Annotated in this window: 29 protein-coding genes; 14 read left to right on the top strand and 15 right to left on the bottom strand. The window is 73.2% G+C overall.

The genetic code is table 11. The features are described 5' to 3' along the window. Window positions 1–60: 60 nt before the first annotated feature. Complete coding sequence (locus ACFC0Z_RS10835; RefSeq protein WP_376435005.1) at window positions 61–1065, bottom strand: ABC transporter permease; 1005 nt, start codon at window positions 1063–1065, stop codon at window positions 61–63. 110 nt (window positions 1066–1175) lie between these two features. On the opposite strand from ACFC0Z_RS10835, the gene ACFC0Z_RS10830 reads away from it, so the two are divergent. From ACFC0Z_RS10830 to ACFC0Z_RS10795, 8 genes are all read left to right on the top strand, one after another. Then, window positions 1176–1793 (top strand): TetR/AcrR family transcriptional regulator, encoded by a 618-nt coding sequence (locus ACFC0Z_RS10830; RefSeq protein ID WP_376435003.1) that lies wholly within the window; start codon window positions 1176–1178, stop codon window positions 1791–1793. A gap of 192 nt (window positions 1794–1985) precedes the next feature. After that, window positions 1986–2288, top strand: a complete 303-nt coding sequence (locus tag ACFC0Z_RS10825) for an urease subunit gamma (protein ID WP_376435000.1) — start codon at window positions 1986–1988, stop codon at window positions 2286–2288. Between the two features lie 13 nt (window positions 2289–2301). Then, window positions 2302–2673 (top strand): urease subunit beta, encoded by a 372-nt coding sequence (locus ACFC0Z_RS10820; RefSeq protein WP_376434997.1) that lies wholly within the window; start codon window positions 2302–2304, stop codon window positions 2671–2673. Beyond that, a complete protein-coding gene (locus ACFC0Z_RS10815; RefSeq protein ID WP_376434994.1) occupies window positions 2666–4387 on the top strand; it encodes an urease subunit alpha in 1722 nt (573 codons plus the stop codon). Before ACFC0Z_RS10820 ends, ACFC0Z_RS10815 begins: the two co-directional genes overlap by 8 nt. After that, window positions 4387–5058: an urease accessory protein UreF gene (locus ACFC0Z_RS10810; RefSeq protein ID WP_376434991.1), complete on the top strand. Its 672-nt coding sequence runs from the start codon at window positions 4387–4389 to the stop codon at window positions 5056–5058. The genes ACFC0Z_RS10815 and ACFC0Z_RS10810 overlap by 1 nt, the downstream gene beginning before the upstream one ends. Before the next feature lie 25 nt (window positions 5059–5083). Next, the gene (gene ureG / locus ACFC0Z_RS10805) at window positions 5084–5764 is read left to right on the top strand and encodes an urease accessory protein UreG (protein ID WP_376434988.1); all 681 of its coding nucleotides are present in this window, start codon (window positions 5084–5086) and stop codon (window positions 5762–5764) included. Next, complete coding sequence (locus tag ACFC0Z_RS10800) at window positions 5761–6504, top strand: urease accessory protein UreD (RefSeq protein ID WP_376434986.1); 744 nt, start codon at window positions 5761–5763, stop codon at window positions 6502–6504. Before ureG ends, ACFC0Z_RS10800 begins: the two co-directional genes overlap by 4 nt. A gap of 158 nt (window positions 6505–6662) precedes the next feature. Beyond that, a complete protein-coding gene (locus ACFC0Z_RS10795) occupies window positions 6663–8243 on the top strand; it encodes an alpha/beta hydrolase (RefSeq protein WP_376434984.1) in 1581 nt (526 codons plus the stop codon). Between the two features lie 121 nt (window positions 8244–8364). Here ACFC0Z_RS10795 and ACFC0Z_RS10790 read toward each other — a convergent pair whose 3' ends face one another. After that, the gene (locus ACFC0Z_RS10790) at window positions 8365–9405 is read right to left on the bottom strand and encodes an NAD-dependent epimerase/dehydratase family protein (protein ID WP_376434982.1); all 1041 of its coding nucleotides are present in this window, start codon (window positions 9403–9405) and stop codon (window positions 8365–8367) included. 64 nt (window positions 9406–9469) lie between these two features. Beyond that, the gene (locus ACFC0Z_RS10785; protein WP_376434980.1) at window positions 9470–10189 is read right to left on the bottom strand and encodes a lysophospholipid acyltransferase family protein; all 720 of its coding nucleotides are present in this window, start codon (window positions 10187–10189) and stop codon (window positions 9470–9472) included. Between the two features lie 102 nt (window positions 10190–10291). Here ACFC0Z_RS10785 and ACFC0Z_RS10780 point away from each other — a divergent pair, with 102 nt between their 5' ends. After that, window positions 10292–11320 (top strand): DUF3048 domain-containing protein, encoded by a 1029-nt coding sequence (locus ACFC0Z_RS10780; protein WP_376435087.1) that lies wholly within the window; start codon window positions 10292–10294, stop codon window positions 11318–11320. 7 nt (window positions 11321–11327) lie between these two features. Here the strand turns inward: ACFC0Z_RS10780 and ACFC0Z_RS10775 are convergent, their stop codons facing one another. Further along, on the bottom strand, window positions 11328–12125 hold the full coding sequence (locus tag ACFC0Z_RS10775; RefSeq protein ID WP_376434978.1) for an MBL fold metallo-hydrolase: 798 nt from the start codon (window positions 12123–12125) through the stop codon (window positions 11328–11330). 72 nt (window positions 12126–12197) lie between these two features. Here ACFC0Z_RS10775 and ACFC0Z_RS10770 point away from each other — a divergent pair, with 72 nt between their 5' ends. Further along, complete coding sequence (locus ACFC0Z_RS10770) at window positions 12198–12803, top strand: CGNR zinc finger domain-containing protein (protein WP_376434977.1); 606 nt, start codon at window positions 12198–12200, stop codon at window positions 12801–12803. 58 nt (window positions 12804–12861) lie between these two features. Here ACFC0Z_RS10770 and ACFC0Z_RS10765 read toward each other — a convergent pair whose 3' ends face one another. From ACFC0Z_RS10765 to ACFC0Z_RS10745, 5 genes are all read right to left on the bottom strand, one after another. Next, window positions 12862–13077, bottom strand: a complete 216-nt coding sequence (locus ACFC0Z_RS10765; protein WP_376434975.1) for a hypothetical protein — start codon at window positions 13075–13077, stop codon at window positions 12862–12864. Window positions 13078–13232: 155 nt separating this feature from the next. Further along, complete coding sequence (locus ACFC0Z_RS10760; protein ID WP_376434973.1) at window positions 13233–14189, bottom strand: cytochrome c oxidase assembly protein; 957 nt, start codon at window positions 14187–14189, stop codon at window positions 13233–13235. Between the two features lie 126 nt (window positions 14190–14315). After that, window positions 14316–15341: a 6-phosphofructokinase gene (locus ACFC0Z_RS10755; protein ID WP_360808417.1), complete on the bottom strand. Its 1026-nt coding sequence runs from the start codon at window positions 15339–15341 to the stop codon at window positions 14316–14318. A 167-nt stretch (window positions 15342–15508) separates the two neighbouring features. Continuing rightward, window positions 15509–16237, bottom strand: a complete 729-nt coding sequence (locus ACFC0Z_RS10750; protein WP_376434971.1) for a type 1 glutamine amidotransferase — start codon at window positions 16235–16237, stop codon at window positions 15509–15511. 19 nt (window positions 16238–16256) lie between these two features. Further along, on the bottom strand, window positions 16257–17504 hold the full coding sequence (locus ACFC0Z_RS10745) for a MurT ligase domain-containing protein (RefSeq protein WP_376434969.1): 1248 nt from the start codon (window positions 17502–17504) through the stop codon (window positions 16257–16259). 125 nt (window positions 17505–17629) lie between these two features. Here ACFC0Z_RS10745 and def point away from each other — a divergent pair, with 125 nt between their 5' ends. Beyond that, entirely contained in the window at window positions 17630–18187 is a 558-nt protein-coding gene (gene def, locus ACFC0Z_RS10740; RefSeq protein WP_376434967.1) for a peptide deformylase, read from the top strand. 72 nt (window positions 18188–18259) lie between these two features. Here def and ACFC0Z_RS10735 read toward each other — a convergent pair whose 3' ends face one another. Then, complete coding sequence (locus ACFC0Z_RS10735) at window positions 18260–18907, bottom strand: TetR family transcriptional regulator (protein WP_376434965.1); 648 nt, start codon at window positions 18905–18907, stop codon at window positions 18260–18262. A gap of 163 nt (window positions 18908–19070) precedes the next feature. On the opposite strand from ACFC0Z_RS10735, the gene ACFC0Z_RS10730 reads away from it, so the two are divergent. Then, a complete protein-coding gene (locus ACFC0Z_RS10730) occupies window positions 19071–20288 on the top strand; it encodes an acyl-CoA dehydrogenase family protein (protein ID WP_376434964.1) in 1218 nt (405 codons plus the stop codon). A 65-nt stretch (window positions 20289–20353) separates the two neighbouring features. On the opposite strand, the gene ACFC0Z_RS10725 is transcribed toward ACFC0Z_RS10730, so the two are convergent. Further along, a complete protein-coding gene (locus tag ACFC0Z_RS10725) occupies window positions 20354–20821 on the bottom strand; it encodes a VOC family protein (RefSeq protein WP_376434963.1) in 468 nt (155 codons plus the stop codon). 187 nt (window positions 20822–21008) lie between these two features. Between ACFC0Z_RS10725 and ACFC0Z_RS10720 the strand changes: the two genes are divergently transcribed. After that, window positions 21009–22382: a cytochrome P450 gene (locus tag ACFC0Z_RS10720; RefSeq protein ID WP_376434961.1), complete on the top strand. Its 1374-nt coding sequence runs from the start codon at window positions 21009–21011 to the stop codon at window positions 22380–22382. A 54-nt stretch (window positions 22383–22436) separates the two neighbouring features. On the opposite strand, the gene ACFC0Z_RS10715 is transcribed toward ACFC0Z_RS10720, so the two are convergent. Beyond that, on the bottom strand, window positions 22437–22919 hold the full coding sequence (locus ACFC0Z_RS10715) for a glutathione peroxidase (protein ID WP_376434959.1): 483 nt from the start codon (window positions 22917–22919) through the stop codon (window positions 22437–22439). Window positions 22920–22964: 45 nt separating this feature from the next. Here ACFC0Z_RS10715 and ACFC0Z_RS10710 point away from each other — a divergent pair, with 45 nt between their 5' ends. Then, a complete protein-coding gene (locus ACFC0Z_RS10710; protein ID WP_376434957.1) occupies window positions 22965–23177 on the top strand; it encodes a DUF6011 domain-containing protein in 213 nt (70 codons plus the stop codon). An 8-nt stretch (window positions 23178–23185) separates the two neighbouring features. Here ACFC0Z_RS10710 and ACFC0Z_RS10705 read toward each other — a convergent pair whose 3' ends face one another. The 3 genes from ACFC0Z_RS10705 to panD are packed head-to-tail and all read right to left on the bottom strand — an operon-like array spanning window position 23186 to window position 26107. After that, the gene (locus ACFC0Z_RS10705; RefSeq protein WP_376434955.1) at window positions 23186–24433 is read right to left on the bottom strand and encodes an MFS transporter; all 1248 of its coding nucleotides are present in this window, start codon (window positions 24431–24433) and stop codon (window positions 23186–23188) included. Further along, window positions 24423–25691: a GNAT family N-acetyltransferase gene (locus tag ACFC0Z_RS10700; RefSeq protein ID WP_376434953.1), complete on the bottom strand. Its 1269-nt coding sequence runs from the start codon at window positions 25689–25691 to the stop codon at window positions 24423–24425. The genes ACFC0Z_RS10705 and ACFC0Z_RS10700 overlap by 11 nt, the downstream gene beginning before the upstream one ends. Beyond that, on the bottom strand, window positions 25688–26107 hold the full coding sequence (panD, locus tag ACFC0Z_RS10695; RefSeq protein ID WP_360808677.1) for an aspartate 1-decarboxylase: 420 nt from the start codon (window positions 26105–26107) through the stop codon (window positions 25688–25690). Before panD ends, ACFC0Z_RS10700 begins: the two co-directional genes overlap by 4 nt. Window positions 26108–26109 lie beyond the last annotated feature (2 nt).

Here is a 26109-nt window from a genome sequence, read left to right as displayed (position 1 = left end):
CGCGTACCCCGCCTCGTGAGAGGGCGGGGTACGCGGCCGTCCGCATGTCCGGGTACGGGCTCAGCCCGCGAGCGCCGGGGCCGGAGCCGTGACCGGGGTGGGGGTGGTCGCCGCTCGGCGGCGGGCGCCGAGCAGGGTCGCCGTCAGGCCCGCCGCCGCCCAGAGGGCGAGGACGAGGAGCGGGCCGGCCGCGGCCGCGCCGTCGAAGGCGGAGACGGAGCGGAGCGCCGAACCGGCGGCGCCCGGCGGGAGCCACTGGCCGATGAGGCCGATGCCCGTGGGGAGGAGCTCCGGAGCGCTGGACATCCCCGAGAAGGCGTTGCCGAGCAGGATCGTCAGGACCGCCGCGAGGCCGAAGCCCGGCTTGCCGAGGAGGGTGGCGAGGCCCGCGAACGCCGAGGCGATGGCGAGGACCGTCAGGCCGAGGACTCCGGCCTCGGCCCACCAGTTCCCGGCCAGCGCGCCGAGCCAGCTGTGGGCGAGCGTCGCGCCGACGATCCCCGCGAGTGCCGCCGCGCCCGTGAGGGCGGTGGCGGCCCGGGCCCCGCGCAGACCGAGCAGCACGGTGGCGACGCCGGTGGCCGCGCCGACCAGGGCGAGGGGGAGGAGGCTCGCGCCGAGGACGGCCCCGCGCGGGTCGCCCGAGGGGGTGGCGACCACGTCCGTCACCTGGACCGGGGCGCCGCCGGGCGCCTGGGCCCCGACCGCCTCGCGCAGCAGTCCGGCGACGACGGGGCTCGCCGCGGAGGCGGTCAGCAGCTCGGTGCCGCCGGAGCCGACGACCACCGCTCCGTATACATCGCGGTTCTCGACGGCCGCGCGGGCGGCGCCCTCGTCGGCGTACCGGTGGATCTCGAAGGCCCCCTCGTGCCGCCCGAGCGCCTGCTCGACGGCGCCGGCCGCGGCGGCCGGTCCGGCCACGCCGACCGGGAGGTCGCGGGGCGCGACCCGCGCGGCGGGCCAGGCGAAGGCGGACAGGACCAGCAGGGCCACGGTCGGGATCAGGACGAGCACGGTGAGCGCTCGGCGCCATCCGGCGGAAGCGGGGGCGGTGGTGGCGGTCATGCCGGCCTCCAGGCGAAGTTAAAGAGAAGGATCGTTCGTTTTACGGAGGCCCACTGTGCGCCCGCACGTCGCGCTTGTCAAGAATGAACATTCGTTTTAGCTTGGAGGGCATGGCTCGTGTCTCGCAGGAACACCTCGACGCCCGCCGCCGTCAGATCCTCGACGGCGCCGCGCGCTGCTTCGCGCGCAACGGCTTCCACGCCACGTCCATGCAGGACGTCCTCGCCGAGGTCGGCCTCTCCGCGGGCGCGGTCTACCGCTACTTCCGCGGCAAGGAGGAGCTGATCGGGGCCATCGCGACCGAGGCCTTCGCCTCGATCCGCGCCGCCTTCGAGGAGGCCGCCCGCGCCACCCCGCCGCCCACCCCCGACGTCCTCCTCGGGGCCGTCATCCGGCTCTTCCTCGACACCCGGATCGCCGGCGCCGACCGGCAGGCCTTCGCGCGCCTGATCATCCAGGTCTGGACCGAGACCCTGCGCAACGAGGAGCTCGCGAAGACGCTCTCCGAGGGCTACAACGGCATGCGCGTCGCCTGGGCCCGGCTCGTGACCGCCTACCGCGAGTCCGGCATCCTCGCCGCCGACGTCCCCGCCGACCACGTGGCCCGCACCCTCGTCGCCACCGCGCAGGGCTTCATCGCCCAGCAGGCGCTCTTCGGCGACGTCTCCGTCGAGGTCCTGGAGGACGGGCTGCGTGGCCTGATGTCGATGACCGTCGACCCGGCCTGAGCGAGCGGCCGGGCGATCCGGCCCGATGATCATCAAAACGCAAAGCCGGAGTTAACGAGCCGGAAAAACTTCCGCCCTAACGTGCAATGTCCGGCCGCACACCGCTTCCTCGCAGTTCAACACTCTGTTGATGGCGAGTAGGGTCCGCGGCTGTCCGGGTGTCTTCCCGGTCGACGACTGTGAGGTGGAAGAGTGCAACTGAGCCCGCACGAACAGGAACGCCTGCTCATTCATGTCGCGGCCGACGTGGCCGAGAAGCGCCGTGCCCGGGGTCTCAGACTCAACCACCCCGAGGCCGTCGCCCTCCTGACCTCCCACATCCTGGAGGGCGCCCGCGACGGCCGGACCGTCGCCGAACTCATGGCCTCCGGCCGCAAGGTGCTCACCCGCGACGAGGTCATGGACGGCATCCCCGAGATGATCCACGACGTCCAGGTCGAGGCCACCTTCCCGGACGGCACCAAGCTCGTCACCGTCCACGACCCGATCGTCTGACGGGCGGCCGCCGATGATCCCCGGAGAGATCCTGTACGCGGACGGGCCCGTCGCCCTCAACGAAGGGCGCCCGGTCACCCGGCTGACCGTCCTCAACGCCGCCGACCGGCCCGTCCAGGTCGGCTCCCACTACCACTTCGCCGAGGTCAACCCCGGCCTGGAATTCGACCGCGCCGCCGCGCACGGGCTGCGGCTGCACATCGCGGCCGGGACCGCCGTCCGCTTCGAGCCCGGCATCCCCGTCGAGGTCGAACTGGTCCCGATCGCGGGCCGCAGGATCGTCCCCGGCCTGCGCGGCGAGACCGCGGGCCCGCTGGACGGGAGCCCGCAGGACCGGCAGACCGGCCCGCTCGAACAGGACCCGAACGGAGCCCCCCGTGCCTGACCTCCACCGCGCCGTCTACGCCGACCTGTTCGGCCCCACCACCGGCGACCGCATCCGGCTCGCCGACACCGACCTGCTCGTCGAGATCGAGGAGGACCGCTGCGGCGGCCCCGGCCGCGCCGGCGAGGAGGCCGTCTTCGGCGGGGGCAAGGTCGTCCGCGAGTCCATGGGCCAGGCCCGCACCACCCGCGCCGAGGGCGCCCCCGACACCGTCATCACCGGTGCCGTGGTCCTCGACCACTGGGGAGTCGTCAAGGCCGACATCGGCATCCGCGACGGCCGGATCACCGGTATCGGCAAGGCCGGCAACCCCGACACCATGGACGGCGTCCACCCCGACCTCGTCATCGGCCCCGAGACCGAGGTGATCGTCGGCAACGGCAAGATCCTCACCGCCGGAGCCGTGGACGCCCACGTCCACTTCATCACCCCGACCCTCGTCGACCAGGCCCTCGCCACCGGCGTCACCACCCTCGTCGGCGGCGGCACGGGACCGGCCGAGGGCACCAAGGCGACCACGATCACCCCCGGGCCCTGGCACCTGGCCCGGATGTTCGAGGCCCTCGACACCTTCCCGGTCAACATCGGGCTGCTCGGCAAGGGCAACACCATGTCCCGGGAGGCCATGCACTCCCAACTGCGCGGCGGTGCCCTCGGGTTCAAGATCCACGAGGACTGGGGCGCGACCCCCGCCGTCATCGACGCCTGCCTGGGCGTCTGCGAGGAGACGGGCGCCCAGCTCGCCATCCACACCGACACCCTCAACGAGGCCGGGTTCGTCGGCTCGACCCTCGCCGCCATCGCGGGCCGCACCGTCCACGCGTACCACACGGAGGGCGCGGGCGGCGGGCACGCGCCCGACATCATCACGGTCGTCTCCGAGCCCTACATCCTGCCCAGTTCGACCAACCCGACCCGGCCGCACACCGTCAACACCATCGAGGAACACCTCGACATGCTGATGGTCTGCCACCACCTCAACCCGGCCGTCCCCGAGGACCTCGCCTTCGCCGAGTCCCGCATCCGGCCCTCTACCATCGCCGCCGAGGACGTCCTGCACGACCTGGGCGCCATCTCGATCATCTCCTCCGACTCCCAGGCCATGGGCCGGATCGGCGAGGTGGTCATGCGGACCTGGCAGACCGCCCACGTCATGAAGCGGCGGCGCGGGGCCCTCCCCGGCGACGGCCGTGCCGACAACCACCGGGCCCGCCGGTACGTCGCCAAGTACACGATCAACCCGGCCGTCGCGCAGGGCATGGACCACCTCGTCGGCTCCGTCGAGACCGGCAAGCTGGCCGACCTCGTGCTCTGGGACCCCGCCTTCTTCGGCGTGAAGCCGCAGCTCGTCGTCAAGGGCGGCCAGATCGCGTACGCGCAGATGGGTGACGCCAACGCCTCCATCCCGACGCCCCAGCCGGTCATGCCGCGGCCGATGTTCGGCGCGCTCGGCAAGGCGGCGCAGGCCGGGTCGGTCAACTTCGTGGCGGAGGCCGCCATCGAGGACGACCTGCCGCGACGGCTCGGCGTCGGCAAGGAGTTCACCGCCATCCGCTCCACCCGCCGCGTCACCAAGGCGGACATGCGCGAGAACGACGCCCTGCCCCGGGTCGAGGTCGACGCCGACACCTTCACGGTGACCATCGACGGCGAGCCGGTCGAACCGGCACCCGCCGTCGAACTGCCCATGGCCCAGCGTTACTTCCTGTTCTGATGCCGCCCACGTCACGCTCCGCGCTCCTCGTGCTCGCCGACGGGCGGTTCCCCGCCGGCGGGCACGCCCACTCCGGCGGCGCCGAGGCCGCCGTCAAGGCCGGCCGGCTCAAGGACGCCGCCGACCTGGAGGCCTTCTGCCGGGGCCGGCTGCACACGACCGGCCTCACCTCCGCCGGACTCGCCGCCGGAGCCGCGCGCGGACTCGACCCGTACGCGCTCGACGCCGCCGCCGACGCCCGGACGCCCTCACCCGCCCTCCGGGCCGCCGCCCGCCGGCTCGGCCGCCAGCTGATGCGGGCGGCGCGGGCCGCCTGGCCGAGCCCGGAACTCGACGCGCTCGCCGCCGCCTTCCCGCGCGGTGCCCACCAGCCCGTCGTCCTCGGCGTCACCGCCAGGGCCGCCGGACTCGGGCCGGAGGACGCCGCCCACTGTGTCGCGTACGAGACGGTCGGCGGCCCCGCCACCGCCGCCGTACGCCTCCTCGGCCTCGACCCGTACCAGGCGACCGCCGTCCTCGCCCGCCTCGCGCCCGAGATGGACCGGGTCGCCGAGCGGGCGGCGGAGGCCGCGCGGGAGGGCGTCGACGCGCTCCCCGCCGCGTCCGCGCCCCTGCTCGACCTCACCGCCGAACAGCACGCGAACTGGCCCGTACGCCTCTTCGCCTCCTAGCCCTCCGATCCCAGGGAGCCGCCCCATGCACCTCGACCACGGCCACGACCACCACCACGGCGCCGTCTCCGCCGACGCCCACCGCCCCGACGGCACCCGCCGCGCGCTCCGCATCGGTCTCGGCGGGCCCGTCGGGTCCGGCAAGACCGCGACCGTCGCCGCCCTCTGCCGGGAGCTGCGCGACACCCTCTCGCTCGCCGTCGTCACCAACGACATCTACACCCGCGAGGACGCCGAGTTCCTGCTCCGCAACGCCGTCCTGCCGCCCGAGCGCATCCAGGCCGTCGAGACCGGCGCCTGCCCGCACACCGCGATCCGCGACGACATCTCCGCCAACCTCGAAGCCGTCGAGGAACTGGAGGAGTCGGTCGGTCCGCTCGACCTGATCCTCGTCGAGTCCGGCGGCGACAACCTGACCGCCACCTTCTCCAAGGGCCTCGTCGACGCCCAGATCTTCGTCATCGACGTCGCGGGCGGCGACGACATCCCCCGCAAGGGCGGCCCCGGTGTCACCACCGCCGACCTGCTCGTCGTCAACAAGACCGACCTCGCCCCCTACGTCGGCTCCGACCTGGAGCGCATGGCCCGCGACGCGGCCGAGCAGCGCGGCGAGCTGCCCGTCGCCTTCACCTCGCTGCGCGCCGAGAACGGCGTCGGACCCGTCGCCGCCTGGGTCCGCGCCAAGCTCGCCGCCTGGGTCGCATGAGCCTGCGCGCCACCGCCCGCCTCGCCGCCGAGGCCGACGGCAGCCTGCCCGTCCTGGAGAGCGCCGGGCCCCTCGCCCTGCGCCGGACCCGGGGCCCGGAGCCGTACACCCGGGTCACCGTCGTCGGGGCGATGAGCGCCCCGCTCGGCGGCGACCGGCTCGCGATCGAGACGGAGGTACGGGACGGGGCCAGGCTCCTCGTCGACGCGGCCGCCGCCACGATCGCCCTGCCGGGGCGCGAGCGCGAGCCCGCCGCGTACGAGCTGCGAATGACGGTGGGGGAGGGGGCGGTGCTCCGCTGGCTCCCCGAGCAGCTCGTCTCCGCCGACGGCTCCGACCTGCGCACGCGCACCACCGTCGACCTCGCCGCCACGGCCCGGCTGGTGCTCCGCGAGGAGCAGGTCCTCGGCCGCCACGGGGAACCGCCCGGCACGCTCGCGGCCCGGCTCACCGTCCGCCGCGCCGGACGGCCGCTGCTCGACCAGGAACTGGCGTACGGGCCGGGGGCGCCCGGCGGGTGGGACGGCGGTGCCGTCCTCGGCGGCCACCGGGCCACCGGGCAACTCCTCGTCGTCGACCCCGACTTCGCGGACAAACCGGTGGAAGCACGGCTTCTCGGGGAGAACGCCGTGATCGCGCCGCTCGCCGGACCCGCCGCCCTCGTCACCGCCGTCGCCGCCGACGCCCTCGCGCTGCGCCGGCTCCTCGACGCGGCTCTCGCCGAACTCGCCCCGCTCTGAAGGTCGCTGGCCTCCAGGAGGGGTGTCCGCTCAGCGGTACAGCGATCTCCGGTATGGGTTCGGTAAAGAAACACGCGAAACAGGTGTACGCCCTTTCCTCATATGTCGCGAGGAAGCAGGATCCCCCGAACAGACATTCACCTTCTGGGGGAGGACCCTTGAGACGTACTGCTGCGCTCGGCTCGGCCGGCACGCTCATAGCGGGCACGCTCGTCGTGGGCGCGCTCGCCGCCCCGGCGGCGAACGCCGACAGCAACCGGCAGCTGCGCGACGCCGAGTCGATCGGCGTCGCCGTCGCCGCCGCGAGGGCCGCGCAGAGCGGCATCGACTGGCAGGACTGTCCCGAGGACTGGGGCCTGGAGAAGCCGATCCAGTGCGGCTGGGTCACCGTCCCCGTCGACTACGCGAAGCCGAACGGCAAGAAGATCAAGATCGCCGTCGACCGCATCGGCGCCACCGGCACCCCCGCCGAGCGCCAGGGCGCGCTGCTCTACAACCCGGGCGGCCCCGGCGGCTCCGGCCTCCGCTTCCCGCGCCGCGTCACCACCAAGAACGCGATCTGGGCGAACACCGCCAAGGCCTACGACTTCGTCGGCTTCGACCCGCGCGGTGTCGGCCACTCGGCGCCCATCTCCTGCGCCGACCCGACCGAGTTCGTCAAGGGCCCGAAGGCCGACCCGGTCCCGGACACCGAGGCCGACAAGCGCGCGCAGCGCAAGCTCGCCGCCGAGTACGCCGACGGCTGCGTCGAGCGCAGCGGCGACATCCTGCCGTACATCAACACCCTCAACACCGCGCGCGACCTCGACGTCGTCCGTGCCGCGCTCGGCGAGAAGAAGCTCAACTACGTGGGCGTCTCGTACGGCACCTACCTCGGCGCCGTCTACGGCACGCTCTTCCCGAGCCACGTCCGCCGCATGGTCCTCGACAGCGTCGTGAACCCCTCGACCCGCAAGATCTGGTACGAGGTCAACCTCGACCAGGACATCGCCTTCGAGGGCCGCCTCAAGGACTGGATGACCTGGGTCGCCCAGAACGACGCCGCCTACCACCTCGGCGACACCTACGAGGAGGTCCGGCAGCAGTGGGAGACCCTGCGCGCCGCCGCCAAGAAGGCGCCGCTCGGCGGCAAGGTCGGACCGGCCGAGCTCGTCGGCTTCTTCCAGAACGCCCCGTACTACGACTCCATGTGGAAGCCGGTCGCGGAGGCGTGGAGCGCGTACGCCGCCGGTGACCCGCAGCCGCTGATCGACTCGGCCGCCTCGGACCCGACCGACGTCGCGGGCAACACCTCCGCCGAGAACGGCAACGCCGTCTACACCGCGGTCGAGTGCAACGACAACCGCTGGCCCACGAGCTGGAAGAAGTGGGACCGGGACAACAGCCGGCTCCACGAGCAGTACCCGTTCATGACCTGGTCGAACGCCTGGATGAACCTGCCGTGCGCGACCTGGTCCGCGCCGCGCCAGACCGCGGTCCAGGTGAAGACCGGAAAGGGCCTGCCGCCGGTGCTCATCGCCCAGTCCGAGCGCGACGCCGCCACGCCGTACGCCGGCGCGGTCGAGCTCCACAAGCGCTTCAAGGGCTCGCGCCTCATCACGGAGAAGGACGCCGGCTCGCACGGCATCACCAACCTCCTGAACCCGTGCCTCAACACCAAGGTCGAGGCCTACCTGGTCGGCGGCAAGCTGGACGCCACGGACCAGACCTGCGCCCCGCACGCCACGCCGAAGCCGTAACCACGGTGCGAGCGTGACCCGAGGGGGCGGCCGTCCGACGGCCGCCCCCTCCCGGCGTACCGGCTCAGCCCCGGCGTCCCCGCTCAGCCCCGGCGTACCGGCTCAGCCCCGGCGTACCGGCTCAGCCCCGGTGCTCCGCCAGCCAGGCGTCCTCCGCCGCGTAGTCGAAGAGGTCGAGCGGGTACTTGGCGAGGCCCGGGAAGGCCTCCCGCCAGTCCCGGTCGCCCAGGTGCGCGGTGAGCCAGGTGACCGTCTCCGGCAGCGACTCCGCGTACGACACGACCGGCCGGTACCCGAGCTCGCGCTCCGCCGCCGCCATGTCGAGGACGACGGAGTGCGGGGCCGTCCACGGCGTCGCCCCCACGAGATCGCCGGGCGGAGCGCCCTCGATCAGCACCGACTCGCCCTCCACCCCCATCACCGCGTCGATCGCCGCCCCGATCTCCGCCACCGTCGGCGCCTCGGGGTCCCCGCCGTTCAGGACCCGGCTTCCCGGGTTCGCCGCCGCGAGCCGTACGAGCTCCGCGAGGTTGTCCACGTGCACCGGGTGGAAGCGCGAGGCGCCGCCGTACGCGAGCGGGCGCACCCGCCGCCCGTCGAGCACGCGCTTCACGAACCACAGCTCGCGCGGGCCGGGACTGTACGGACCGTGGATGGCGCCCGCGCGCAGCAGCGTCGTCGGCAGCGCGTCGCCCGCCCCCAGCAGCTCCCGCTCCAGGGCGATCTTCCGGGTGCTGTACGAGCTGTCGCCCGGGGCGACCGTCCGCCAGTCCTCCGCGACCGGCACCGGGAAGGCGGGGAAGCCGTCCGGCTCGGCCTGGGTGTCGAAGCTGCGCCCCCGGTCGTCCTCGTACACCGCGCAGCTCGACACCACGACCGCCGAGCCGATCCGGCCGGCCAGGCCCGTCAGCTGCCGGCCGTGCCCCTCGTCGAACGCGACGATGTCGACCAGCACGTCGGCGCCCTCGCCCAGCCCGGCCGCCAGCGCCCCCTCCTCGGTACGGTCGAGCCGCACCGTCCGGACCTCGTCCGGCCACCCCTCGTCCCTGACGCCGCCCCGCGAGGCGGCCGTCACCTCCCAGCCGTCCGCGAGCAGCGCCCGCACGGACGCCCTCCCCACCTGTCCCGTCGCACCCAGCACGAACGCGTGTCCCTTGGTCATGATCGAGACGCTACGGCGGCCGGATCCGGACGCCCAAGGGATTGCGCCGTGCGCGGATCCGCCCTCAGCGTCGGCGGCGCGGGAACTTTCGGGCGGGGGCGCCGCCCTCCGCCTCCGCCGCCTTCACGACGGCCGCGTACTCGTCCACGTACTCCTGGCCCGAGAGACGCAGGATCTCGTACATGATCTCGTCGGTCACCGCCCGCACCACGGCCCGCTCGCCCTCCTGCCCCGCGAAGCGGGAGAAGTCCAGCGGGGCGCCGAAGCGGATGGTGACCCGGCGGATCCTCGGCACGACCTTTCCCGGCGGCTGGATCTCGAAGGTGCCGATCATCGCGCACGGCACCACCGGCACCCCGGCGGTCAGCGCCATCACCGCCACCCCGACCTTGCCCTTGTAGAGCCGGCCGTCGTGCGAGCGGGTCCCCTCGGGATAGATCCCGAGGAGTTCGTCCTTGGCCAGGACGCCGAGCCCCTCGCGGATCGCGGCCTGCCCGGCCTCCTTGCCCGAGCGGTCCACCGGGATCTGCCCGGCGGCCCGGAAGAAGGCGGCCGTCAGCCGGCCCTTGATCCCGGGCCCCGTGAAGTACTCCTGCTTGGCGAGGAAGGTGATCCGCCGGTCGAGGACGACGGGCATCAGGAAGTGGTCGGAGAAGGAGAGGTGGTTGCCCGCGATGATCGCGGCCCCCTCCTCCGGGACGTGTTCGAGCCCCTCGATCCGCGGCCGGAAGAGCAGCCGCAGGAGCGGACCGAGCAGCACGTACTTCATGAACTGGTAGAACACAGCGGCCCCCGTCGTCGTCGGTCGGTCGGTCGTCTCTTCGCCGTCGTCAAGGCCGTTGTATCCGCCCCGGGGCCCGTGGTCCACTGGTGGGGGAGCGTCATGATGACGGGCGAGCGCGGAGCCAGACGCCCCGGCCGCGCCCTCACCGCGCTCCTCTGCGCGCTGACGGCGGCCGGGCTGTACGGCTGCTCGGATCCGGCCCCGACGCGACCGGAACCGTCTCCACCGCCACCGGCGACCAGCAGCGCCCCCACCACTCCCTCGGGGATACCGTCCGGGACGTCCCCGCTCACCGGCCTCCCCGCCGAGCCCGCCCCGGTCCTCGCCGTGAAGATCGACAACGTGACGGCGGCCCGCCCGCAGACCGGGCTCGGCTCCGCCGACCTCGTCTACGTCGAACAGGTCGAGGGCGGCGTCACCCGCCTCCTCGCCGTCTACTCCGGCGACCTCCCCGAACGCACCGGCCCCGTCCGCAGCGCCCGCGAGTCCGACATCGCCCTCCTCGCGCCCTTCGGGGCGCCGGTCCTCGCCTACTCGGGCGCCCAGTCCGCCCTCAACCCCCTCCTGGAGGCGGCGCCGCCGCACCTCGTCACCGAGACCACGCACCCCGGGGCGTTCCTGCGCTCCCCGGCCCGGCCGGCCCCGCACAACCTCTACCTGCGGCCCGCCGCGGCGCTCGCCACCGCCCCGGACGCCTCGGAGGCCCGGGACATCGGACTCCGCTTCGGGCCCGCCCCGGACACGGGCGGCACGGCGGCTCCCACCTCGACCGTCCGCTTCCCCGCCGCCCGCTACACCTTCACGTGGTCGGCCGCCGACCGCGCCTGGCGGGTGGCCATGGACGGCCGCGAGGCCCGCGCCACCGACTCCGGGCCGCTCACCCCGGAGACGGTCGTCGTCCAGCGCGTCACGATCCGCCCGTCGCGGTACCATGACAAGTTCGGCTCGGTCTCCCCGTACACCGAGACCGTCGGCAGCGGTACGGCCCTGGTGCTGCGCGACGGCCGCTCGTACGAGGCCCGCTGGTCCCGGCCCACGGCGGCCTCGGGAACGACGTTCACCACCCCGGCCGGCGCCCCGCTCGCCCTCGCGCCGGGGCAGACCTGGATCGTCCTCGCGCCGCGCGGCTAGGGGGTGTTCAAGAACGGTCGCCCAGGTCGAGCCGGTCGGCCAGGCCCGCGGCGTCGAAGGCGGCGACCAGCTCGTCACGGCCCTCGGTGAAGTGCGCCCAGCTGTCGTAGTGGACCGGGAGGATCCGGCGGGCGCCGAGTATCCCGGCCGCCTCGGCGGCCTGGGCGCTGTCGAGGACGAGCGTCTCGCCGCCGTAGAGGACGGAGAAGCGGGGGGCGCCCGCGAAGAGGACGGCGGTGTCGACGGGCCCGAAGCGTGCGGCGATCTCCTTGACCGCGTCGAGGGAGGCGTTGTCACCGCTGACGTAGACCGAGGGCAGTCCCTCGCCGGTCAGGACGAAGCCCACGACCTGGCCGGAGATCGGCTCCACGTCCTCCCGGGCGCCGGGCCCGTGCACGGCGGGGACCGCGGTGACGGTGACGGTGCCGCCGCCGGGGCGGTCGAGCTCGACCGCCTCCCAGTCGGCGAGGCCCGTGGCCCGCTCGCCGAGCCGCTCTCCGCCGCCGGGGGTGGTCAGGGTGCGGGGTATCCCGGCGAGCAGGGCGCGGCCCGAGACGTCGAGGTTGTCCGGGTGCTCGTCGTGGGAGAGCAGGACGACGTCGACGCGCCCCAGGTCCTCGGGCGTGCCGGTGGCGGGAGCGGTCTTCACCAGGGCGCCGACGGGCGTGGGGTACTCGCCGGGGGCGTCGAAGGTGGGGTCGGTCAGGAAGCGAAGCCCGCCGTACTCGAAGAGGGCGGTCGGGCCGCCGAAGACGCGGACGGGGAAGGAAGCGGAGGCGCTGGGGGTGGAGCTCTGGTCAGCCATGGAAAACCTCACGGATAGGAGCTTCGTTATCCGTGACTCTAGGAGTTCTCACGGATCAGCACAAGCCGTACCATGAGAGAGATGAAGGAGAACGTGATCGTGGAACCGTTGCCGCCCGCGCCCGGCGCCGAGCAGTACCCCTCGCTGGACCTCGCCAACAGCGCCGTCGTCGCACCCGGCGGCCACCACACCGACCTCCTCGGCACGCCCGCCGACGCCGAGCGGTGGCTCGTCGAGCGCGGCCTGGCCCCGGCCGACACCGGCATGCAGGAGTTCTGCGCGAGCCTCGTCCGCTCGCTGCGCGAGCAGATCCGCGTCCTGCTCGCCGCGCACCTCGCCGGAGCGCCCGCCCCGGCCTCGGCCCTCACCGCGCTCAACGACGCGCTCACCCGGGCCCCGTCCGCCCCCCTGCTGCGCTGGGACCCGACCAGGGGGCTGCACCGCGAGACCTCCCACCCGACGACCCAGATCGTCGAGCACGCCCTCGCCGTCCTCGCCGCCGACGCCGCCGACCTGCTCACCGGCCCCGACGCCGAACGCCTCACCGCCTGCGGATCGCCCCCCTGCAACCGGTACCTGCTCCGGCACGGCCGACGTCACTGGTGCTCGGTGCGCTGCGGCGACCGCGCCCGCGCGGCCCGGGCCTACGCCCGCCGGACGCAGGGCGCGACGGACTGAACCCGCGGTGCCGGGGCCGGGCGCTCAGGGCCGCGGGGGGACTCGGGGCCGCCGGGGCTCAGGGCCGCGACGTGCCGGGACCGCCCGGGGTACGGGGGCGCGGGGACGACGCCGGTGCGGAGTCGTCCGCCGCCGCCATCCCGATCGTCACCACCACCAGCAGGATCAGACAGAACCAGAGCCAGCCGCTGCTGCCGAGGGCGACCGTGTAGGCCGTCGTGAGCAGCAGCGCCGCACCGGTGGTCGCCGCCATCGTCTTCGTGGCACCGGACATCGGTCCGCCCTCCTCCCGGCCCGGGCCGAACGGGCCGTCCAGCCCATCGTGACGCGACCGGAGGGGTGCCCGCCACTCCCCGGGAACGCGAACCGGGCCCGGCGCCGATGTCGGCACCGGACCCGGAAGGCGGTCCGTGAGGGCGGGGGGCGGGGTCAGCGGCTGCCGCTGCCCGTCCTGAGCGAGGCCAGGTACGCGTTGTACGCCTCCAGCTCCTTGTCGCCGTTCCGGTCGGCGGCCCGGTCCAGCCGGACCGCCTGCCGCTGCTCGGAGTGGTACCACTGGTAGACCAGGGCGATCAGGACGAGCACGGACGGGATCTCGCTGAACGCCCAGGCGATGCCGCCCGCCGCGTGCATGTCGTCGAGGGCGTCGATGCCGAGCGAGGCAGGCGGGTTCGCGTATGTCTTGATCATCGGCTCGCTGGCCATCATCAGCGCGATGCCGAAGAAGGCGTGGAACGGCATGCCCGCGAAGAGCTCCAGCATCCGCATCACGTAGCCGGGCCGGTGCGGGCCCGGGTCGACGCCCATGATCGGCCAGAAGAAGACCAGGCCGACCATGAGGAAGTGCACCATCATCGCGATGTGCCCGGGCTTCGAGCCCATGAGGAAGTCGAAGAGCGGCGTGAAGTACAGCGCGTACAGGCTCGCGATGAACATCGGGATCGTGAACGCCGGGTGCGTGATGATCCGCATGTACCGGCTGTGCAGCAGCTTCAGGAGCAGCTCGCGCGGCCCCAGGGAGCCCCGGCCCGCGACCGGCAGCGCGCGGAGCGCCAGCGTCACCGGAGCGCCGAGCAGCAGCAGGATCGGCGACAGCATGGAGATCACCATGTGCTGCACCATGTGCACGCTGAACATGACCATGCCGTAGTCGTTGAGCTTGGTGCACATCACCAGGGCGATGGTGAGCACGCCGACGGTGAAGAAGACCGTCCGGCTGACCGGCCACGCGTCACCGCGCCGCCGCAGCCGCGCCACGCCCCAGCCGTAGAGACCGAGTGCCGCGAGGCAGCCGATCAGGAAGAAGAGGTCGGGCGAGAACTCCAGGGCCCGACCCAGCGTGAACGGCGGCAGATCCATCGTCATGCCGTGCCCGCTGTGATCCATCTGCTTACTCCTGGAGCCCGATTCGCGCTTGTTGTCCGCACCAGACTAGAACCGCCCCCGGCCGCGAAGGCGACCGGGGGCGGTTGTCACGCAGGGGAGTCGCCGGAGCACTCCGTCGGAGCGTGGTCAGAGCACGCACTCCGCCTCGGCGTACCGGTCGGCCGGGACCGTCTTCAGGGACTCCACGGCCGAGGCGAGCGGGACCATGACGATGTCCGTGCCGCGCAGCGCCGTCAGCATGCCGAACTCGCCGCGGTGCGCCGCCTCCACCGCGTGCCAGCCGAAGCGGGTCGCGAGGACGCGGTCGTACGCGGTGGGGGTGCCGCCGCGCTGGACGTGGCCGAGGATGACCGGGCGGGCCTCCTTGCCGAGGCGGTGCTCCAGCTCGGCGGAGAGCTGGTTGGCGATGCCGGTGAAGCGCTCGTGGCCGTAGATGTCGGTGCCGGCGCTCTTGAAGTCCATCGTGCCCTCGCGCGGCTTCGCGCCCTCGGCGACGACGACGATGGCGAAGCGCTTGCCGGCCTCGAAGCGGGCGCCGACGCGGGCGGCGAGCTCCGCGATGTCGAAGGGGCGCTCGGGGACGACGACGGCGTGCGCGCCGGCGGCCATGCCGGACTGGAGCGCTATCCAGCCGGTGTGACGGCCCATGACCTCGACGACCAGGACCCGCTGGTGGGACTCGGCGGTGGTCTTCAGCCGGTCGAGGGCCTCGGTGGCGACGGTGACGGCCGTGTCGAAGCCGAAGGTGACGTCGGTGGAGGCGATGTCGTTGTCGATCGTCTTCGGGACGCCGACGATGGGCAGACCCGCCTCGGAGAGGAGGTTGGCCGCCTTGAGGGTGCCCTCGCCGCCGATCGGGATGATCGCGTCGAGGCCGAGGTCCGCGACGTGGCCCCGGGCGGTCTCGACGCCGCCGACCAGGTGCGCGGGCTGGACCCGGGAGGATCCGAGGATGGTGCCGCCGCGGGCCAGGATGCCGTTCACGGCCTCCAGGTCCAGCTTGCGGTAGTCGCACTCCAGGAGACCCTTCCACCCGTCGTGGAAGCCGATGACCTCGTCACCGTGGTCGACGACGGCGCGGTGCACGACGGAACGGATGACAGCGTTCAGACCGGGGCAGTCTCCGCCGGAGGTGAGCACGCCAATGCGCATAGCCCAAAAACCTTTGCAACGTGGGCCGACTCCCGGACCACGTCGTCCGGCTGGATCCCCGCCACCCTATCGCCGCAGGGTGGCGGGGCCGAACCGGCTGTCCGCACAGTGGACAACGTACGGGTGTACGAGGGGTCCACTGCGGGGCACGGAGGACGCGCGAGGCCTCAGGAGGGCTGCGTCGCCGCCGCGATGCGCTCGGCGCGCAGCGCCTCGTACCACCGGTCGTCGGCCGGCGGCAGCGCGTTCACGTCGAGGGCCAGCTTCAGGAGCAGGTCCGCGACCTGCGGGTTGCGGGCCATGACGGGGCCGTGCATGTACGTACCGAAGACGGTGTCGTTGTACGCGCCCTCGGTGCCGTCGCCGGTCCCGTTGCCGTTGCCGAAGACGGTCCGGGCGAAGGGCCGGGCCGTCGGGCCGAGGTGGGTGACGCCCTGGTGGTTCTCGAAGCCCGTCAGCTGGGGCAGGCCGAGGCGCGGGTCGATGTCCGCGAGGACGTCGCCGACGCACCGGGCGCCCTCGCCGCGGACGGTCGTCACGTCGAGCAGGCCGAGGCCCGCCTGGCGCTCGCCGACGTCGTTGACGAACTCGTGGCCCAGGATCTGGTACCCGGCGCAGACCGAGAAGATGATCGCGCCGTTCGACGCCGCCCGGCTCAGACCGCCGTCGCGGAGCAGCCGCTCGGCCGCCAGCCGCTGGGGCCGGTCCTCGCCGCCGCCGATCAGGTAGATGTCGCCCGAGGTCGGGACGGGCTGGTCGCTGCGGACGTCGACGCGCTCGACGTGGAGACCGCGCTGCTGGGCGCGGCGCTCGACGACGAGGACGTTGCCCTGGTCGCCGTAGGTGCTGAGCAGATCCGGGTAGACCCAGACCAGGCGCAGGCTGCTGTCACTCATGCTGCAAGTCCTTTGCGGGTCAGTTGCCGACGCGGCGGCGGACGTCCTGGAAGGCGGTGTAGTTGGCGATGAGCTCGATCTGTCCGGGCGGGGCCATCGCGACGGCCTCGTCGAGCGTCTCGCACACGCGGAAGTCCACGCCCGCGACCTCCAGGCGGACCGCGAGGTCCAGCTTCCGGTCACCGATCACCATGATCGGGTGGCCGGCGAGCCGGCCGTAGTCCACGTCCCACAGCCAGGAGGTGTCCGTGCCGTCGGCGCCGCGGGCGTTGACGGAGAGGATCACCGGAGCGGGCGGCCCGTCGATGAGGGAGAAGGTCTCCAGCCAGCCGGCCGGGTTCTTCGCGAGCAGCAGACGCAGGTCGCGGCCCTGGAAGTTGACCACGTCGTAGCGTCCGGCGACGGCCTGCACCTGGTACATGCGCTCCAGGGCGACCTGCGGCGGCACGCCGAAGACCGCGGCGACGGCCGCCGAGGTGGCGGCGTTCGCCTTGTTGGCGCGGCCGGGCAGCTGGAGCCGGATCGGCCAGGCGGAGCCGTGCGGGTCGAGCACGTGGTCGCCGGAGAGCGCCCAGCTCGGCGCGGGACGGCGGAAGCCGCACTCGCCGCAGAACCAGTCGTCGCCCGGACGCTGCATCACACCGCCGCAGGCGGGGCACGACCAGGCGTCGTCCTTCCACTCCTGGCCGGCGGCGACCCACACCACGTTCGGCGAGGAGGAGGCGGCCCACACGATCAGCGGGTCGTCGGCGTTGGCGATGACGACGGCCTTGGTGCCGTTGAGCCCCTCGCGCCACTTCTCGGCGAGCATCCGCGTCTCGGCGGCGCGGTCGAGCTGGTCGCGGGAGAGGTTGAGCAGCGCGATGGCCTTGGGCGTGGTGTCGCGGGCGACGCCGGCGAGGTACTTCTCGTCGACCTCGATGACGCCGTACTTGGCGTCCGAGCCGCCGGCCAGCGCCGAGGTGATGCCCGCGGGCATGTTCGCGCCGAGGGCGTTGGAGACCACGGGGCCGCTGGCGCGCAGGGCCTCGGCGATGAGCCGGGTCGTCGTCGTCTTGCCGTTGGTCGCCGACACCAGGACGACGTCCAGATGCTGCGCGAGCCGACCGAGGAGGTCCGGGTCGAGCTTGAGCGCCACCCGGCCGCCGATCACCGATCCGCTGCCGCGCCCCGCAGCCCGCGACACCGCGGCCGCGGCCTTGCCCGCCGTCACGGCCAGCTTGGCGCGCGGCGACAGCGGCTCTGGATTACCGGGGTGTCCTGACATCGTTCTTGTTCCTCCTTGCGTCGGTCCGGGCTCAGCCTATCGAGATCCGGCCAGCAGCCCGAACAGCGGCACCGTCCTGAAGGGTGATAAACAGCCTGGTGGCGGCGGACCGTACCCTTACGGCCATGCGAAATCGCCCCATCCCCGGCAGTTCCGGCCTCGTGCGAGAGATGACTCTGCTCGGCGACCCCGTGCTGCACGCGCCCTGCGAGCCCGTCACCGACTTCGGACCCGAACTGGCCCGGCTCGTCGAGGACATGTTCGCCACGATGTACGCGGCGAACGGCGTGGGTCTGGCGGCGAACCAGGTCGGCGTGGGGCTGCGGGTCTTCGTCTACGACTGCCCGGACGACGAGGACGTCCGCCACCTGGGCCATGTGGTGAATCCGACGCTCGTCGCGGCCGACGGCGACGTGATCCCGGGCCCGGAGGGCTGTCTCTCCCTGCCGGGCCTCGAAGCGCCGACGCCCCGGTTCGACCGCGCGGTCGTGGAAGGGGTACGGATCGACGGGACGCCGGTACGGATCGAGGGCACGGGTTTCTTCGCCCGCTGCCTCCAGCACGAGACCGACCACCTGGAGGGCGGGGTCTACGCCGATCACGTGACGGGGTGGCGCAAGTCACGCCTGCTGCGCGCGGTGCGCAAGCAGCCGTGGGGGAGCGGCGCCGACCGCATCGCCTGAGCCCTTCCCGTACGCGTTCTCCCCACGGCTCGGAAGGCGTACGGGCTCCCTACGGGGCGGAAGGCGTACGGGTCAGAAGCCCGGCCCGCCGGGGCGGTCGTCCGCCAGGGCCAGGCGGCCCCAGAGCAGGTCGGCGAGGCTGGTGACGAGCTCGGCCCGCGAGCAGGGCCGCTCGCCGAGCCACCAGTCGCCCGCCGCGTGCATCATGCCGACGATGCCGTGCCCCCAGATCCGGGCCTGGGTCTGGGCGGCGGGGCCGAGGTCGACGCGCTCGGCGATGACCTGGCCGAGGTCCTCGCCCATGCGGCGCAGCAGCGGTGCCGAGTGGCGGCCCACGTCGAAGCCCTGCTCGGTCTGGTGCGTCTCCTCCGCGGGGTGCATGAGGAAGCGGTAGACCTGCGGCATGGCCTCGATCGAGGCGAGGTAGGTGTCGAGCGTGGCCTCGACGCGGCGGCGCCGGTCGGCGGGGGCGTCGAGCGAGGCGCGGAGCGCCGAGAGGAGCGCGTCGGTGTGGCGGGTCGCGAGGGCCCGGTAGAGGCCGCCCTTGTCGCCGAAGTGCCGGTAGAGGATCGGCTTGGTGATGCCGGCCTCCGCCGCGATGGCGTTCATCGAGGCCTTGGGCCCGTCCCGGAGCACCACCCGGTCCGCCGCCTCCAGCAGTTCGCGCCGCCTTTGTTCGGCGGGCTTCTGCTGGTCGGTGGTCCGGTGTGTGATGTCCATAGCGTCTCTCCCCGCCCGTGCGATTCCGTGAGGCTGTCGCAAAGTAACACCCGCACGCCGTTCGGCGCCGAGCCGTCCGAACCGCTCCGCCGCAGGTTGACAGCCCGTACCCGCCGGTAACAGACTGACGTTACCGCAAGTAACGTCTGCTGGGGAGGGAACGATGACCGAGTTCACGCTCGAACTCAACGACGACCAGAAGCAGGTCCGCGACTGGCTGCACGGCTTCGCCGCCGATGTCATGCGCCCCGCGGCCGCCGAATGGGACGAGCGTGAGGAGACCCCCTGGCCGATCATCCAGGAGGCCGCCAAGCTCGGCATCTACTCCCTCGACTTCTACGCCCAGCAGTTCTTCGACCCGACCGGCCTCGGCGTCCCGATGACGATGGAGGAGCTCTTCTGGGGCGACGCCGGCATCGCGCTGTCCATCGTCGGCACCGGCCTCGCCGCCGTCGGCGTCCTCGCCAACGGCACCGAGGAGCAGATCGGCACCTGGGTCCCGCAGATGTACGGCGACGCCAACGACGTGAAGGTCGCCGCCTTCTGCTCCTCCGAGCCCGACGCAGGCTCCGACGTCGCCGCCATGCGCACCCGGGCCGTCTACGACGAGGCCAAGGACGAGTGGGTCCTGAACGGCACCAAGACCTGGGCGACCAACGGCGGCATCGCCAACGTCCACGTCGTCGTCGCCGTCGTCGACCCCGAGCTCGGCTCCCGCGGCCACGCCTCCTTCATCGTCCCGCCGAACACCCCCGGCCTCTCCCAGGGGCAGAAGTTCCAGAAGCACGGCATCCGCGCCTCCCACACCGCCGAGGTCGTCCTCGACCAGGTCCGCGTGCCCGGCCACTGCCTCCTCGGGGGCAAGGACAAGCTCGACGAGCGCCTCGCCCGTGCCCGCGAGAAGGCGAAGCAGGGCGGCGGCGCGGGCGTGAAGAACGCCGCCATGGCGACCTTCGAGGCCTCCCGCCCCGCCGTCGGCGCCATGGCCGTCGGCACCGCCCGTGCCGCGTACGAGGTCGCCCTCGACTACGCGAAGACCCGCGTGCAGTTCGGCCGCCCGATCATCGAGAACCAGGGCGTCGCCTTCCAGCTCGCCGACATGCGCACCCAGATCGACGCGGCCCGCCTCCTCGTCTGGCGCGCCTCCTGGATGGCGACCGCCGGCAAGCCCTTCACCTCCGCCGAGGGCTCCATGTCGAAGCTGTACGCGAGTGAGGTCGCCAAGCAGGTCACCGGCCAGGCCATCCAGATCCTCGGCGGCAACGGCTACACCCGCGAGTACCCGGTCGAGCGGATGCACCGCGACGCGGCGATCTACACGATCTTCGAGGGCACCAGCGAGATCCAGCGCATGGTCATCAGCCGCGCGCTGGCCAAGTAGCCGCACGGCGAGGCGGCGAGACGGCGAGAGGCTGAGAGGCTGAGAGGGGGCGGACACGCCCCCTCTCAGACGATGCAGAACTCGTTGCCCTCCGGGTCCTGGAGCACCACCGCGTAGTAGTCCATGCCGTTCGGCTCGTCCATCGTGTAGAGCACGGTCGCGCCGATCGCCGTCAGCCGGGCCACCTCGCCGTCCACCCGCTCCCGGCGCACCGCGAGAGGCACCTCGCGCCCGCCGCCGACCTTCAGGTCGAGGTGCAGGCGGTTCTTCACGGTCTTGGGCTCGGGGACGTGCTGGAACCAGACCCGGGGGCCCACGCCCTTCGGGTCCACGATCGACTCCGGCAGCTCCCCGGCGTCCTCGCCGAGCTCCTCCTCGGGCACGCCGATCGCCCGCCAGTACTCCCGCCAGCTGGCGTGCCCGCCCGGCGGCGGATCGGGGACGTACCGCAGGGCGTCGATCCAGAAGGGCACGAGGCGCTGCGGGTCGTCGCAGTCGATGGTCAGCTGCAGGCTGAGCTCGGGTCGGTCCATGCGACGAGCCTCTCAGATGCCACTGACAGTCGCCTTCCGGACGTAACGCCGCGGACCAACCCCTCTTAATCGGACGGGAGTTCAGTGCGCCCTGTCGGCAGGTCAGGGGCTGAGGCAGAATCGCCCAGCCGGTGACGACCAGGTGCCGTCCAGGCGCCGACCGGTGACCGACCAGGGGGAAGCGATCATGGCCACCACCACTCCAGCCGAAGCGCCCGAGCTCGCGGGACTCCCGCTGCTCGGCTCCATGTTCGAACTCAAGAAGGACTCCCTCAGCACCTTCCTGCGCGCCTACCGCGAGCACGGCGACGTCGTCCGCATCACCGCCGGCCCGCCCGGAATCCGCGCCACCGTCTACGGCGTGTTCTCCGCCGAGGGCGCCCAGCAGGTCCTCGCCACGCAGTCCGCCAACTTCCGCAAGGACAACGCCTTCTACCAGGAGATCCGCGAGTCCTTCGGCAACGGCCTGCTCACCAGCCAGGACGAGGACTACCTCCGCCAGCGCCGACTGGTCCAGCCCCTCTTCACCAAGCGCCGCGTCGACGGCTACGCCGCCGCCGTCGCCACCGAGGTCACCACCCTCATGGACGAGTGGCGCGAGGGCGGCGCCGAGGTCGTCGACGTCCTCCACGAGATGACCCGCTTCGCGCTGCGGGCCGTCGCCCGCATCCTCTTCGGCACCGACGTCGACGAGGCCGTGGACATCGTCGAGCGCAGCTTCCCCGAGCTCGGCCAGTACGTCCTGAGCCGCGGCTACTCCCCGGTCACCATCCCGCGCCAGTGGCCCACCCCCGGCAACCGCAAGGCCGCCGCCGTCCACCGGGCGCTGTACGAGGTCTGCGACCGCATCATCGCCGCCCGCCGCGACACCGGCCGGGCCGACGGCGAGGGACAGGACCTCCTCACCCTCCTCGCCGAGGCGGAGAGCGCCGAGGACGGCAGCTTCGACGCCACCGAGCTGCGCGAGCAGGTCCTCATCTTCCTGCTCGCCGGGCACGAGACGACCGCGACCTCGCTCGGCTTCGCCCTCCACCTCCTCGGCCGCCACCCCGAGGTCCTCAAGCGGGCCCAGGAGGAGGTGGACACGGTCCTCGCGGGCCGGACGCCGAACGCCGCCGACCTGGACGCCCTGCCGTACGTCACCCGGGTCCTCAAGGAGACGATGCGGCTCTTCCCGGCCGCCCCGGCCATCGGCCGCCGCTCCGTGGAGGCCACCGAGGTCGACGGTGTGCACATCCCCGCCGGAGCGGACGTCATCGTCGCCTCCTGGGTCACCCACCGGCACCCCGACTACTGGGACGACCCGGAGACCTTCGACCCCGACCGCTTCACGCCCGAGGCGGAGGCCGCCCGCCCCCGGTACGCCTGGTACCCCTTCGGCGGCGGCCCGCGGGCCTGCATAGGCCAGCACTTCTCCATGCTGGAGTCCGTCATCGCCCTCGCGATGATGCTCCAGAAGTATGACGTCGAGGCCGTCGACACCGAGGTCCCCGTCACCGTCGCGATCACCCTCACCCCGCAGGGCCCGGCCCGCTGCCGGCTGCGCCCCAGGGCCGTATGACGCGAACGGCCCGCCCCCGGTCAGGGGCGGGCCGTTTCGGCGAGAGGGCGTACGTCAGGCGAGCTGCGCCTCGATCGCCGCCACGACCTCGGCGGCCTCCGGCTCGGTGCGCGGACGGAAGCGGGTGACCTGCCCGTCCCGGCCGATCAGGAACTTCTCGAAGTTCCACTGGACGTCCCCGGCCTCGCCCTCGGCGTCCGCGACCTTCGTCAGCTCCGAGTAGAGCGGGTGCCGCTCCGCCCCGTTGACGTCCGTCTTCTCCAGGAGCGGGAAGGACACGCCGTACGTCGCCGAGCAGAAGGTCGCGATCTCCTCCGCGCTCCCCGGCTCCTGGCCCGCGAACTGGTTGCAGGGCACGCCGAGCACCGTGAAGCCGCGCTCCCCGTACGCCTTCTGCAGCCGCTCCAGACCCGCGTACTGCGGGGTCAGACCGCACTTCGACGCCACGTTCACGACGAGGACCGCGTGGTCCCGGTAGTCGGCGAGCGAGACCGGCTCGCCGGTCAGGGTCTTCAGCGGAATGTCGTACAGGCTCATGGGCTGCTCCTCGTCGGAAACACGGAAATAGGGTTGGATCACACCATGGGAGACGAACCACTGGACCTCGCGATCGATTCCGCACCCGCCGAAGGGCCGGCCCGGGTGTGGTGCCGCCTCTGCGGCCGTCCCCTGACCGGCGCGGACTCCCGACGCACCGGCCTGGGCCCGACCTGCGACGCCAAGCTCCACCCGGCCGGACCCGACATCCGCACCCGCCGCCACGAAGTGGTGCAGGACACGCTCCCCGGGGCATAAGGCCTGTCCTAACCGGCCTCGGGCAGCCGCCCCAGCGAGCGGACGAAGAGCAGCAGCGCCGCCACCAGGCCCACGCACGGGATCCACATCGCCGTGTCCGGCGTGAACCAGGACGTCAGCCAGCCCGCGAAGGCCGCCCCCAGGGCCGTACCGCCGAAGGCGAAGAAGCGGTAGACCGCGCCGACCCGGCCCTGGTACTCGGCCGCCACGCTCTCGTGCCGGATGGCGATCGAGTGCACGTTGAAGACCGTGAGCCCGACGCCGTACGCGAAGAAGGCCAGGGCCGCGAGGGCCGCCGCCAGGTACGGGGCACCCGCAGGGGACAGCGGCAGCGCGCACGGCGCAAGGGAGGCGAAGCCCATGGCCCAGGCCATGACGTGGGTCCGCTTCATCCGCGTCGCGAGCTTCGAGGCCGCCGCCGCGCCCGCCACCGAACCGAAGGCGCCGACGCCGAGCAGCAGGCCGACCGTCGTCGTCGACATGCCGAGCACCCGCAGGGCGTGGATCAGGTACAGGGTGATCAGCGCCTGCTCGAAGAAGTTGAACAGACCGCCCTGGACGAGCAGGGCCCGCAGCAGCGGGCTCGACCGCACGACGCGCGCGCCCCGGGTGAAGCGCGACCACCACGACTCGGCGGTGGTCACCCGCTCGCCGAGGTGCAGCCGCGCCCGCAGGCTCAGGACCGCGCCGAGCGTGAACACGGCGGCGATGGCGCCCAGGACGCCCGCGCCGGACAGCCCGATGAGCACACCGGCCACCGCGGGTCCGACGACCTGGGCGACCGACAGCGTCAGCTGCATCTTGGAGTTGGCCGCCAGGATCTCGCCCTTCGGGGAGACCTGCGGGATCACCGCGAGGGTGGTCAGGTCGGCCACGGAGGAGATCGCGCCGGTGGCCGTCACCAGCACCCAGAACAGCGGCGTCGACAGCTGACCGCCCGCGGCGAGCACCGCCGCCAGGGCCAGCAGCGCGGCCCGGCCCAGGTGACAGACGAGCAGCAGGACGCGCCGGTTGACCCGGTCGACGATCATGCCGCCGATCGGCGTCATCACGAGCGTCGGCAGGAACTGGAGCGAGGTGGTGATCGCGATCTCGGCCGGGTCGAGGCCGAGCAGCGCGGCGGCGATCAGCGGGTACGCGTAGTAGAGCACCTGGCCGGCGGTCTGGGCGCACGACTGGCTGAGCCAGAAACGGTTGAAGTCGTCCCACGGGCGGGTGGGGGCCGCCGCGGGGGCGCACCGTTCGTCAGTCCTCAAGGTCACTCCAACCCTCGGGGCGGCGGGCGGCGAGCACCCGGCTCTGCTCCACCAGGAGCGGCAGACGGGCGAGTTCGAGGCCGGGCAGCAGCGCGTGGCCGCCGTCCGACGGCAGCGACACGACGGTCGCCAGGGCGCGCGGGTGGGCCCCGCGCATGAGCTTGGCGTCGAGCGTCCCGACGCCGAGGTCGATCCGGCGCACGCCGGTGCGGGCGGCGAGCGCGACCGGGCCGTGGACGGACACCTGGGCGTAGTCCATGGCCCCGCGCGCCTCGACGGCCTCGTGGTCGAGGCCGCAGACGCGGACCGACATCTCGTCCCCGTGGCTCACGCACAGCGAGAAGGCGATCGCGCGGCCCTCCTCGCGGACGACGAACGCGGCGGGGCGGAGGTCGGGGGCGGCGCACGCGCGCAGGTAGCGGGCGAGGGCCGGGACGTCGGGGGTGTGGCCGTGGCGGGCCATGACCTGGCCGAGCAGGGGCGCGAGCTCCTCGCTCAGCCCGGCCACGGCCTCCGGGTCGAGCTCGGGCTCCACCGGGCCGCCGGCCGCGGCGATCGCGGCCAGGTCGGCGCGCAGGCGCCGCCGCTGGCTCGCCCGTACCGACCCGAGGAAGTCCGGTTCCTCGTTCTCCGCCCGTGCCTCGGGGACCCGGAGCTCGGCGGTGGTGTCCGCGAACAGGACCCGCGCGCCGGGCAGCGCCTCGGCGAGGCGGTGGGCCAGGGCGGGCGGCGTGTACGTCCACACGACGGCGTGGCCGGGCAGGGCGGCACGGATTCCGGCGGCCAGCGCGGTGACGGCGGCCGCGCGGAGCTCCGTACCGGCCGCCCCGGGCGCCCACAGGAGGCCGTTGCCCTGGCCGTTGCGGGTGCCCACGAGGGCGTGCGGGAGGGCGCGGACGGCGTCGGCGTCCTCGACGAGCCCGGGGTGCAGGCTCCAGGGGCTGTACGTGGGGCTGGGCGGGGCCGCGTCGAAGAGGTGGACGGGGGCCCCGGCGAGCCAGCCGCCGTCCGGGCCGGCGACGGCCCAGAAGGCGACGGGCAGCGCCGGGTTGGAGCGGGTCAGGGCCTCGCTCCACGGCCGGCTGACGTACAGCGAGTCGGCCTCGGAGAGGGCGGCCCAGACGTCCTCGGGGACCTCGGCGAGGGAGGCGAAGCGGTGGACGGCCAGGTCCTCGGCGGTCTCCTCGTCGGGTGCGTCCTCCCAGGAGGGCTCCTCGGCCCGGAGGCCGGCGGCGGCCGCGGCCGCTCCCGGCGTCACCGGCGTCCCGTCGCGAGCGGGGACCGCTCGACGCCCTCGGAGAGCGCCTCGGAGGCGTCGTCGCCGAGGTGGATCACGCGGTTGTCGGCGTCGACGTGGACCACGCGGGGCAGGAAGTCCCGCGCCTCGGACTCCGGCACCTGCTGGTACGCGATGATGATCACCAGGTCGCCGGGGTGGACCAGGTGGGCCGCCGCGCCGTTGATGCCGATGACGCCGCTGCCGCGCTCGCCCTCCAGGACGTACGTCTCCAGACGGGCGCCGTTCGTGACGTCCACGATGGCGACCTTCTCGCCCGGCAGCAGGTCGGCCGCGTCGAGCAGGTCGCGGTCGATGGTGACCGAGCCGACGTAGTGCAGGTCGGCCTGGGTGACGGTGGCGCGGTGGATCTTGGCGCTGAAGAGGGTGCGGTACATGG

The sequence above is a fragment of the Streptomyces sp. NPDC056144 genome (assembly GCF_042264145.1).
GTDB lineage: Bacteria > Actinomycetota > Actinomycetes > Streptomycetales > Streptomycetaceae > Streptomyces.
This window is presented reverse-complemented; position numbering and strand designations above follow the sequence as displayed.

Excerpts from the sequence above, each read along its gene's own strand:
- ACFC0Z_RS10780 (WP_376435087.1), top strand. The coding sequence starts at position 10,292 with ATGACGGGCGAGCGCGGAGCCAGACGCCCCGGCCGCGCCCTCACCGCG.
- panD (WP_360808677.1), bottom strand. The coding sequence starts at position 26,107 with ATGTACCGCACCCTCTTCAGCGCCAAGATCCACCGCGCCACCGTCACC.
- ACFC0Z_RS10775 (WP_376434978.1), bottom strand. The coding sequence starts at position 12,125 with ATGGCTGACCAGAGCTCCACCCCCAGCGCCTCCGCTTCCTTCCCCGTC.
- ACFC0Z_RS10730 (WP_376434964.1), top strand. The coding sequence starts at position 19,071 with ATGACCGAGTTCACGCTCGAACTCAACGACGACCAGAAGCAGGTCCGC.
- ACFC0Z_RS10820 (WP_376434997.1), top strand. The coding sequence starts at position 2,302 with ATGATCCCCGGAGAGATCCTGTACGCGGACGGGCCCGTCGCCCTCAAC.
- ACFC0Z_RS10750 (WP_376434971.1), bottom strand. The coding sequence starts at position 16,237 with ATGAGTGACAGCAGCCTGCGCCTGGTCTGGGTCTACCCGGATCTGCTC.
- ACFC0Z_RS10755 (WP_360808417.1), bottom strand. The coding sequence starts at position 15,341 with ATGCGCATTGGCGTGCTCACCTCCGGCGGAGACTGCCCCGGTCTGAAC.
- ACFC0Z_RS10770 (WP_376434977.1), top strand. The coding sequence starts at position 12,198 with ATGAGAGAGATGAAGGAGAACGTGATCGTGGAACCGTTGCCGCCCGCG.
- def (WP_376434967.1), top strand. The coding sequence starts at position 17,630 with ATGCGAAATCGCCCCATCCCCGGCAGTTCCGGCCTCGTGCGAGAGATG.
- ACFC0Z_RS10715 (WP_376434959.1), bottom strand. The coding sequence starts at position 22,919 with ATGAGCCTGTACGACATTCCGCTGAAGACCCTGACCGGCGAGCCGGTC.
- ACFC0Z_RS10765 (WP_376434975.1), bottom strand. The coding sequence starts at position 13,077 with ATGTCCGGTGCCACGAAGACGATGGCGGCGACCACCGGTGCGGCGCTG.
- ACFC0Z_RS10735 (WP_376434965.1), bottom strand. The coding sequence starts at position 18,907 with ATGGACATCACACACCGGACCACCGACCAGCAGAAGCCCGCCGAACAA.
- ACFC0Z_RS10720 (WP_376434961.1), top strand. The coding sequence starts at position 21,009 with ATGGCCACCACCACTCCAGCCGAAGCGCCCGAGCTCGCGGGACTCCCG.
- ACFC0Z_RS10830 (WP_376435003.1), top strand. The coding sequence starts at position 1,176 with ATGGCTCGTGTCTCGCAGGAACACCTCGACGCCCGCCGCCGTCAGATC.
- ACFC0Z_RS10810 (WP_376434991.1), top strand. The coding sequence starts at position 4,387 with ATGCCGCCCACGTCACGCTCCGCGCTCCTCGTGCTCGCCGACGGGCGG.
- ACFC0Z_RS10725 (WP_376434963.1), bottom strand. The coding sequence starts at position 20,821 with ATGGACCGACCCGAGCTCAGCCTGCAGCTGACCATCGACTGCGACGAC.
- ACFC0Z_RS10760 (WP_376434973.1), bottom strand. The coding sequence starts at position 14,189 with ATGGATCACAGCGGGCACGGCATGACGATGGATCTGCCGCCGTTCACG.
- ACFC0Z_RS10745 (WP_376434969.1), bottom strand. The coding sequence starts at position 17,504 with ATGTCAGGACACCCCGGTAATCCAGAGCCGCTGTCGCCGCGCGCCAAG.
- ACFC0Z_RS10835 (WP_376435005.1), bottom strand. The coding sequence starts at position 1,065 with ATGACCGCCACCACCGCCCCCGCTTCCGCCGGATGGCGCCGAGCGCTC.
- ACFC0Z_RS10710 (WP_376434957.1), top strand. The coding sequence starts at position 22,965 with ATGGGAGACGAACCACTGGACCTCGCGATCGATTCCGCACCCGCCGAA.
- ACFC0Z_RS10800 (WP_376434986.1), top strand. The coding sequence starts at position 5,761 with ATGAGCCTGCGCGCCACCGCCCGCCTCGCCGCCGAGGCCGACGGCAGC.
- ACFC0Z_RS10790 (WP_376434982.1), bottom strand. The coding sequence starts at position 9,405 with ATGACCAAGGGACACGCGTTCGTGCTGGGTGCGACGGGACAGGTGGGG.
- ureG (WP_376434988.1), top strand. The coding sequence starts at position 5,084 with ATGCACCTCGACCACGGCCACGACCACCACCACGGCGCCGTCTCCGCC.